Genomic DNA, 7,898 nt, shown 5'->3' on the forward strand with positions numbered 1-7,898 from the left:
CCTCGCACCGCAACCAAGATCACGACGTCAAAATCCGCCGATACGAACATCTCCCGATCCCGACCGACGTCCACATCCACCGATGAGTGACGTCACAGATCACCGATAGAACCACGCAGACGGGTATTCGCGGCCAGGTAGCGGTATTCACGCTCACCTCGTTGTTGTGCGGACTGGCCTGGGACCAAACCAGCTTGATCGTGGGACGTGCCCTATGAAAATGTCAGTGGATCTGGTCCATGCCGTCGTCCGCGCATGGTCGAATACGGGCTGGCGCTCGCACTGTCTGAGTGCGGGCCAGTGGATCCGGAAGGCCGTGCCCGTGGTGGACGCGAACACACGTGCGTTGCGGCGGCGGCTGTGGATCGGCTCACGCAGATGTCGGGCCAGGGTGGTTTATCGAGTGAGCATGTGCGGTTGACCGCGGAAGCGCTCGGTGTGGCCGAACGGACGATGTGGCGGTGGCTGTCGGCGCGAAGGTTGAACGTTGCACCGACGCAGCGGGACCGGTTTCGGATCGATGATCGACTTCGGGTGCGGCTGGTCAGTGGCGAGGCAATGCCGCTGCGCTGCATCGGGAGTTGGTCGAGCAGCACCGAGAGGGTGGACCACCGCCGCACACCAGGCATAGATCAGCCCCGGCCACCCATCACCCCGCTCAAATCGGTCCACGGCCGTGGGTGACCGTGCCACGTGCGCCAGATCTATTGAGACATTCGCCAACTACAAACCACCTGCCCCGGAAATGCTGCGACTGCGCCAGGCCCACTGAGACAGGACAGGATGGCTTGTACGTGTCGCGAAAAGGGCACTCCTGGCCGCCGATAATGTTCACTTATCGGCGGCCAGACTCAGTGGGGGTGATGTGATGGGGTTCGGGTTTCGTTGCGTGTAAATACGTTTGAAACGACGAAACAAACGCTACGATTTTCCGGTGTCGAACCTCTGCAACTACCCGGACTGCACCCGGCCCGTCACCCGCACCGGCGGGCCGGGCAGACCCTCGGAATACTGCGATCACCCCGACCACACACGTTGGCGGGCTTGGCGGGAGCGACAACGGCTACAACAGGAGTCGCAGACTCAGGACGAAAAAGTCACTGTGACGAAACAGGGGCCGGTAACAGTCGCGCGGCTCCGGGCCGATGAACTGCTCACCCAGTTCCGCGGCCTCGCCGAACAACTCACCACCAGCCTCGACGCCGCTATCGCCGAGATGTCGACACTGGCCGACCCTTCCGTCGCTGAAGCGCAGGTACAGGCGGTGCAAGCAGACGCAGCCCGCCGGATCGCCGACGCCGAAATCGCCGCAGCCGCCGCCGATACCGCACGCCGGGAGGCTGAGCAGCAGCGCCTGCACGCCGAAGCGGCCGCCGAAGACGCGGCACATGCCGCCGAAGACGCGGAAAAACGGATCGCCGACGCGCTCAGCACCCGCGACGACGCGCTACAGGAAGTGGAAGCAGTGACCACACGCGCCGCCGACGAGGTATTCGCCGCCCACAGCGCCGCCGAAGCCGAGATACGGACTGTGCGCCGGGAAACCGCCGAAGAGATCGACCGAATCCGCGCACACGCGGCAGAGGAGAAAGAACGCATACAACGCACAGCCGATACCGAGATCGCACAGGCCCGTCGCGCCGCCACCCAGCAGGTGCATGCGGCCACCACCGAACGGGACCTGGCCGTGCAACGCGCCGCGGACGCCGAACGCGCTATCGCACGCGCCGAAGCCGCCGCGACCGAACGCGCCGAAGCCGCCACCGAAGCGCGGGAAGAACTGCGCAGGCTGCGAGGTGAACTCGACTCCACCCGCGCCGAGCTCGCCGAAACCCGCCGCGCGGCCGCCGCCGACCTGGCTGCGGCCCGCACCGACGCAGCGGCCCAGATCGAGAAGGCGCGTGCCGAAGTCGCGCAACGCATCCAGGCGCTCGACGAGGCGCGAGCCCAGACCCTCGCCCGCGCCGAACGCGCCGAACGCCAGCTCGACACGTTGTTGTCGGCGCAAGCACACCGAGCAGAGCCCACGACAGATCCCCGGTGACTGAGGTTCTGTTGCTTGCCGACTAAGGGTCGGCGCCGAGCGCGGGCACCCCACGGCTCGGCGCTGGCGGGCAGCGATGCCGATACCGCAGCCCACGTCGAGCACCTACGCCCCGAGGGCCTCGCGAGGATCGGCTGCGTCGGGGTAGCCGGGGTGAGTCTGGTCGTAGCGTTGTGCGTCCACGCGCAGGACACTTTGCAGCTCAGGGGCCGAGGAACAGCTTCGAGAAAACCGCTGTCGGCGAATCGACGCAGACAGCGGTGCGCCATATGCGGTAATCTCGGGAAAGCCCTGGTGCGATGTGTATTCGACTCGGTGGCGGCTTGGAAACTGTCTGCGGTAGCGGTCAGAAGTCGGTCGACGGGGTGGGAACGGTTGTCCTACCAGTAGGCGGCCGAGGAGGACTCGTGGACACCGGTGCTGATGAAGCTGTCGGTTGTACCTCGGTGCGCAGCCTCGCGAAGTATGCGAGAGCGTCCGACGCGAGGGCATCGCGGCCGCGAAACTATCCACAGCCGGCTATGCGCTGTGGCCATCGCCGGTGCGCCAGGAGACCCGCGCTCGGACTCAGGCGGCGCGTTGATCGGGATGGCCTGCGGTGAAAGGTTTCCCTGACGGCCCCGCTGATGAGCTGTTCCGGCGGTTGCGGGACTACTTGGTAGAACTGCTAGGTCGGCGGACCTGTGGTCCCCTTCACGACAGCGTGGACAGCGTTTCGGGTGATGTCACCCAGGTGGCGCGTGCGCATCGAGCCGCCGCCGAGCACGGCGGGCAGCAGATCGCGGCCGGTTCCCGTGATATGGATCCGTCATCGGACAGCGGTCGTGGCGGTACAGAATCCCACAACGACAACCCAGCACTCGGCCAGGCCGAGCATTTCGTATTGAGACTCACCCAAAAAGACAGATCTACCTTTGCGAGCCTCGCCGACAAGCTTTTTGGACTTCAGAACATGACTGTCAACACCAAGATCATCGCAGAGTTGCGGGAAAGGCGGGGACGGGGGGGATTTTCGGAGTCCGAAAAAGAACTCATCGAACTCTTGGATAATATGCAGGCGGAGCAAGGCGGGAAACTGGGCGAGTTGGACCTACAGTTCCGTTGGGTCTCCGCGAGTGAGGCTCATGGAGTTCCGCAGCTCGTGGAAGACGCACGCGTGCACGGGGGAGCAGCACCGAAAGAACCCTGGACGCATATAGGAGACAGTGTTGTCAAGGATTTCATGGCACAACATCAAGGTCCCGGTGTCTTGTTCATCTACGACGGTGGAAAGCTCACATCGCCGACCAGAGAAGAAATGGACGCCGACTGGGCCGACCCCAACGGTAAGCATATGTACATGTACGCCAGGAAGCCCAAGCCTGGACTGGAGTTGAAAGATGCGCTCTTGGGGATGATCCGCTTCGATTAGTCGGTATTCGAGCCGACCGGGACCGTAGTGATCAGCCTCCGCTATGGCCGCCGTCGAGCCGCTCGTGTGGGCGGGTGTCGGTATTGCCCACATGTTCTCGGAGTAGGCATCGGTCAGCGGTTATTCCGGTCGGGTCTGGTCATCTCGACTGCTGGGTGAAGGGAATTCGCCGTCTATGAGGTGGATTGTTCTTCCGGACGAGAGTGCATCGAGAGCCGCGGAAATATCGATTCCTTTTCGTCCGGCGCTTCGAACCGCCTCGTCCGGGGGAAGGAAGTCGTAGCCTGAGACTTCTTTCTCGTCGACATCGAACTGCATATCCGACACTTTGGTGCCGGCCGAGTCGTCGAAGGTTGCGAGATGGATGTAGTCCGTCAGCGGGTAGTCGCGCCCATGTTCGGGGTCCGGTGATTTCTTGTTGGTGGCAAGCAGGCGCTCAATCCTTACAATTCTCCCGATTTCTTCCCCGAGTTCTTCCCGAACTTCTCGTATCGCCGCACCCGCTGGTTGTTCCCTTTTGCGCCACCCATTGTCGACAAAGCCGCCAGGCAGGGTTCGTTTGCCTTCATATGGAGACTGCAGCATCAGCACCCTGCCGTGCTCATCCATGATGACCACCTTGGCTGCCGCCAGGTTTTCGGGGTCTAGGTTGCCTTCGGCGAATTGCCGTTGAAACCATTCTCTGCGGGTTTCCGGCGTATTCGGCGATGCTGGTGAAGGGTGTGGCGTGGGCTCTCCCTGGGGATCCAACGGTCCGGCATCGGCGTGGTCACCGCCGCTGGCGGCTCGCTCGGTAGTCGGATGATCAGTGGCCTCCGGGAGCCTCGGTCGCCCCCTTGACCCGAAACCGGACTGCTCGATCTGCTGCCGGCCCTCCATATCCCGATCGATCACCACCTTGCCCGCGAACTCTTCCAGGGATTTTCCGGTCTGCCGAGGCGGCTTCTCCGCCGCACCGGCGATGTCGGCGGCACGCCCGGTGAGTTTCTCGGCCACATATTTGCGGAACCAGTCGGCGAGGTGTCTTCCGATCACTGCGCGACCATACCCAACCCCGAATATCGATGAAAAGTATTGTACTGCAACAGGTTACATTTCATCGCGCAATTTCCACGGCTTCCGGAGTGCTGGTAAGGAAGTGTCACCAGCCGCAAACGAGGGGTGTGACAGTCGCTGAAGATGGCGACCCGAGCTGGATCAGCGGATCGAGGCTGCGGCGGCAGAACCTCACCGGGGAACGGGTTGCGGGTTGCGGGTTGAGAATTTCAGTGGCGAGCCAGGGCCGGAACTGCTTGTATGGCCCGGTGGAGTCCGGTCCGGGTAGTTCAGGCGTGGGGCGGGTGCGGTTGCGCGCTGTTGTCCGGATGGTGCGGGGTCCGCGGCGGCCGTGGCGGGTTCTTTCGCCTCGTAGGCGGCCGAACGGACTGTGGATCTGCCCACCAGGGACGGGTTTCTTCGGCCAGATCGTGGGAACGCGGGAAGCGCTGCTACATCTGGGTGCCTGGTTTCGGATGGCGGGGGTCAGTCCGCACAGCCTGGTTCACTTGCCGACGAGAGGACCTCGTCCCTGCACAGTCCCGTGGTATGGGCCGCCTGAAACCTCGGTAGATCTGGTGATCATGCGCCGAGATGTCGGGATGCGGGCTTCCGCATGGCCTGATGTCCGGCGGCACCTGGCGGGTGATCACCCGGCCACGCTCCGGCCCCCGTCGGCTCGGACAGCCCACCTCTATGAGCCGCTGCTGTTCGATACGGATGGCCTTGTCCTGGCCGAGCACGGCCGAACGCTGCTGATCAGTGGCCCGGCGTCGATGCTGCTGCGCGCGGGAGATGTCATCAGCGCTGCCGGGGAGGCGGTCGCCTCCGACCAGCATGTCCATAAGCGGGGATACGCGCACATCGGCGCGCTGACTTCCCTGCTCCGCGAGTCCGCGACGAGCACGCGAGGACTGGAGATGATGGTGATGGGTGCCGATCCCCGCTTTCACAACAGGTCTCGGCAGGCCAGGGCGGGTGACAGGAGTCCCAACTCCTGCTCGCACAGCCACACTCGCAGATCGCCGAGTTCGTGACGAGGCAGGTGGCGCTCATCGTCGGGCAAGTCGGTGTTCCCCCGAGAGATCAACAGCAGGTTTCAGGTGGTGAAGAACTGGGGGTTTCCGCTGGCCCGGAAGTGTTCTGCGGCAAGGAATCCCAGCTCACCGGCGTCTGTGGGCGCGGATTATCGTCGGTGCTGTGCTCGTAGCAACGTCGGCCTTTGCAGGCATCGGTCCTGGACCGGCTTCGGTGCCGAGCGCGGCCGTCAGGGAGTGTTTGTGCGTGCGGCTGTCGCGGCCAGGGTGGTGTAGTCCATCGTGAAGGATCCACCCAGAGAGTCGATGGCGTTGCCGACCGCGTCCAGTATCTCGGCCAGCTGGTCAGGATGGAGTCGGGTGAGGCCACCTGTGGTGGGGAGCAGCTCCAGCCATTGGTCGCGTGTATAGGGCTGCTGCCAGTCGAATCGCCACTGTTCGGGATCTCTGAATCGTTCGGTCTCGCAGATCTGGTCGGCGATTTTTGCGTATCCCGCTTGGTAGAGCTCGAGGGGGCGTCGAGCCGGTTGGCCGCTGATCGGGGAGTCCGGCGCCACCCGCCGGTAGGCGGCGGCGAACGGTTCTGCCACCTCGGCGGGTGGCTCGTACACGTGACCGAAGATCGCCAACCGTCCCCCTGGACGCAGCACGCCGGCCACCTTCGCGGTGCCGGCAACCGGATCCACCCAATGCCACGACTGAGCGGCGATGACCGCATCGAACATCCGGTCACCCGGCTCCCATGCCTCGAAGGTAGCGACTTCGACCTGCAGACCGCGGGCTCGTGCGAAATCGGCCATCCGCGCATCGGGTTCGATGCCGAGCACCGTGCACCCTGCTGCCTGGAACTGACGGGCCGCGATACCGGTACCGCAGCCGACGTCGAGCACGCCCGCTCCGGGTGTCCCGGCGAGGATTCGCGCCACCAGCGCTTCGGGATAGCCGGGGCGGGCCTGGTCGTAGCGCTGTGCGTGCACACCGAACGACGTGGCCATCCGCTGGGACTCTTCCGGTGGCGCTGGGGACGGTTCGGGTTGCTCCCGCGGTAAAATGGGCATGCGCCCACCTTAGTGGGCAAGGGCCCACTAAGCAATAATGCCACTGGAGCGACGCACGAAAGGATCTGCGAGTGCCGACTGGAGTGCACCTTCGCGACGCGCGGCAACAGCTGTTCGACGCTGCCGAATGCGTGCTGCTGCGCGACGGGCCGAACGGGCTGACCAGCCGGGCCGTCACCGACGAGGCGGGCTGCGCCAAAGGTGTTCTGCACCGGCACTTCACCGACTTCGATGCCTTCCTCACCGAACTTGTGCTCGACCGGGCCGCGCAGCTCGAGGCGCAGGGAACTGCGCTGCGCGCGTCCGCTGGCGCCGGCACGGTGGCCGCCAATCTGACCAGTGCGCTGACCGATCTGTTCGGACCGGTTCCGGTGGCGATCATCCCGCTCATCACCTTCCGCGACGAGCTGCGCACACGCCTACGCCACGCCAAGCCCGGCGGCGGTCTCGCGATCCTCGCCGAGGCGACGACCGCGATCTCCACTTATCTGACCGACGAACGGGAACTGGGCCGCATCGCGGCCGACGCCGACATCGACTCACTCACCCTGTCCCTGGTCGGTGGCGGGCACCTGTTGTTCACAGACCGCGACTCCGGCCCGCCAACCACAGCAGCAGTCGAAAAGTTCGTGGCAGCGGTTATTTCCGACGCTGTACAGCGACGACCGGCCTGAGCCCTACCAGCGTCGAGAACAGCTGCCTATGGACTCGCCGGCCCCACCACCGTTGGTTGAACCTGATCGAGTGTTCCGTTCAGCGGCCGCCGCCCGGCCCTCACCGCTCGGGCACACCTACATCAACATGCTCGACCGCTGCGTCTTCACTTCACGCACCGCCCGGGCGCACCGTGGGGAATCGAACTCCGCCGGACGTCCTTGACGAACACGATCCCGTCGGTGGCGGCCACGTGGTTCGGATCCAGCGGGGAGTACCCGTACCAGGGGGAGACGCGGGGGACGGGTGCGGCGCCGGCGAGCGCGGCGGTCAGTCGGCGGGCATCGACGATGTATCGGTCCTCTGGAAGCGCGTACAGCAGCCCCTCGATGGTGTTCGGAGGCGGGGCACCTACTCCCTGGTGGCGGATCGTGCCGAGGGCTGTGGCCAGGAAGGCGTACCCCTGCCCCAGGTGGGCGCCGACGATCGCGCCGGCGCTCCACCATTCCACCGGCAGGTCGCCCATCCGCATCGTGCTCTTGTTCCGCTGGAGGTGGCCGTTGTGGGCGTTCACCAGCGCCGGGCCCTGTTCGGCGAGGGCGAGCAGGTTGGCGGCCATCATCGAATCCCGCACGGCGAGCAGCCATGACATGCGGCTC

General features: G+C 64.8%; 6 protein-coding genes. 3 read left to right on the forward strand and 3 right to left on the reverse strand.

What is annotated here, in order from left to right; all coding sequences use genetic code 11:
• Positions 1 to 934 precede the first annotated feature (934 nt).
• Together B0T44_RS25550 and B0T44_RS25555 are read left to right on the forward strand one after the other, a co-directional pair.
• A complete protein-coding gene (locus tag B0T44_RS25550) occupies positions 935 to 2,044 on the forward strand; it encodes a coiled-coil domain-containing protein (protein ID WP_245839128.1) in 1,110 nt (369 codons plus the stop codon).
• Positions 2,045 to 2,642: 598 nt separating this feature from the next.
• Positions 2,643 to 3,455 carry a hypothetical protein gene (locus tag B0T44_RS25555; RefSeq protein WP_077120897.1) on the forward strand — a complete coding sequence of 271 codons (813 nt, stop codon included), beginning with the start codon at positions 2,643 to 2,645 and terminating at the stop codon, positions 3,453 to 3,455.
• Positions 3,456 to 3,575: 120 nt separating this feature from the next.
• On the opposite strand, the gene B0T44_RS25560 is transcribed toward B0T44_RS25555, so the two are convergent.
• Both B0T44_RS25560 and B0T44_RS25570 read right to left on the reverse strand, forming a co-directional pair.
• Complete coding sequence (locus tag B0T44_RS25560; protein ID WP_077120895.1) at positions 3,576 to 4,490, reverse strand: NUDIX domain-containing protein; 915 nt, start codon at positions 4,488 to 4,490, stop codon at positions 3,576 to 3,578.
• Positions 4,491 to 5,757: 1,267 nt separating this feature from the next.
• The gene (locus B0T44_RS25570; RefSeq protein WP_077120891.1) at positions 5,758 to 6,585 is read right to left on the reverse strand and encodes a class I SAM-dependent methyltransferase; all 828 of its coding nucleotides are present in this window, start codon (positions 6,583 to 6,585) and stop codon (positions 5,758 to 5,760) included.
• A gap of 71 nt (positions 6,586 to 6,656) precedes the next feature.
• On the opposite strand from B0T44_RS25570, the gene B0T44_RS25575 reads away from it, so the two are divergent.
• Positions 6,657 to 7,259, forward strand: a complete 603-nt coding sequence (locus B0T44_RS25575) for a TetR/AcrR family transcriptional regulator (RefSeq protein ID WP_077120889.1) — start codon at positions 6,657 to 6,659, stop codon at positions 7,257 to 7,259.
• Positions 7,260 to 7,405: 146 nt separating this feature from the next.
• Here the strand turns inward: B0T44_RS25575 and B0T44_RS25580 are convergent.
• Positions 7,406 to 7,898: erythromycin esterase family protein (locus B0T44_RS25580; protein WP_139795364.1), on the reverse strand; the 493-nt coding region annotated here is incomplete at its 5' end.

It is taken from the genome of Nocardia donostiensis (genome assembly GCF_002081715.1).
In the GTDB taxonomy this organism is placed as follows: Bacteria; Actinomycetota; Actinomycetes; order Mycobacteriales; family Mycobacteriaceae; genus Nocardia; species Nocardia donostiensis.